General features: G+C 73.2%; 1 protein-coding gene. It reads right to left on the reverse strand.

All coding sequences use genetic code 11. The annotated features are described in order from the left end of the window. On the reverse strand, nt 1–421 hold a 421-nt coding region (locus EHS43_RS45915), incomplete at both ends, for an SIS domain-containing protein (RefSeq protein ID WP_369009084.1).

Here is a 421-nt window from a genome sequence, read left to right on the forward strand (position 1 = left end):
GCACACGGACCAGTTCGGCGAGCGGGTCGAGACCGCCCGGGATCCAGCGGGCGCCGGTCTCCCGCACCTGCGCGGCCAGGCCTTCGGGGGCCTCGCCGAGCATCCAGGTGGCGGTGCCGCGGGTGGTGACGCTGATGGGGCCGTGCCGGTACTCCATCGCCGGGTAGGCCTCGGTCCAGGCGAGACAGGCCTCGCGCATCTTCAGCCCGGCCTCGTTGGCCAGACCCACCGTCCAGCCGCGGCCGAGGAAGGTGAACTGCGTGCACCCGACGAGACCTTCGGGCAGGGGTGCCGAGAGCGCGGTGCGGGCGTCCGCGACGACTTCCTCGGTGTGCAGGCCCAGGTGGGCGCGGAGCAGGGTGAGGGCGGTGGTCGCGAACCTCGTCTGGACCACGGAGCGTTCGTCGGCGAAGTCGAGGAC

Source organism: Streptomyces sp. RP5T (assembly GCF_003933965.1).
Lineage (GTDB): Bacteria > Actinomycetota > Actinomycetes > Streptomycetales > Streptomycetaceae > Streptomyces.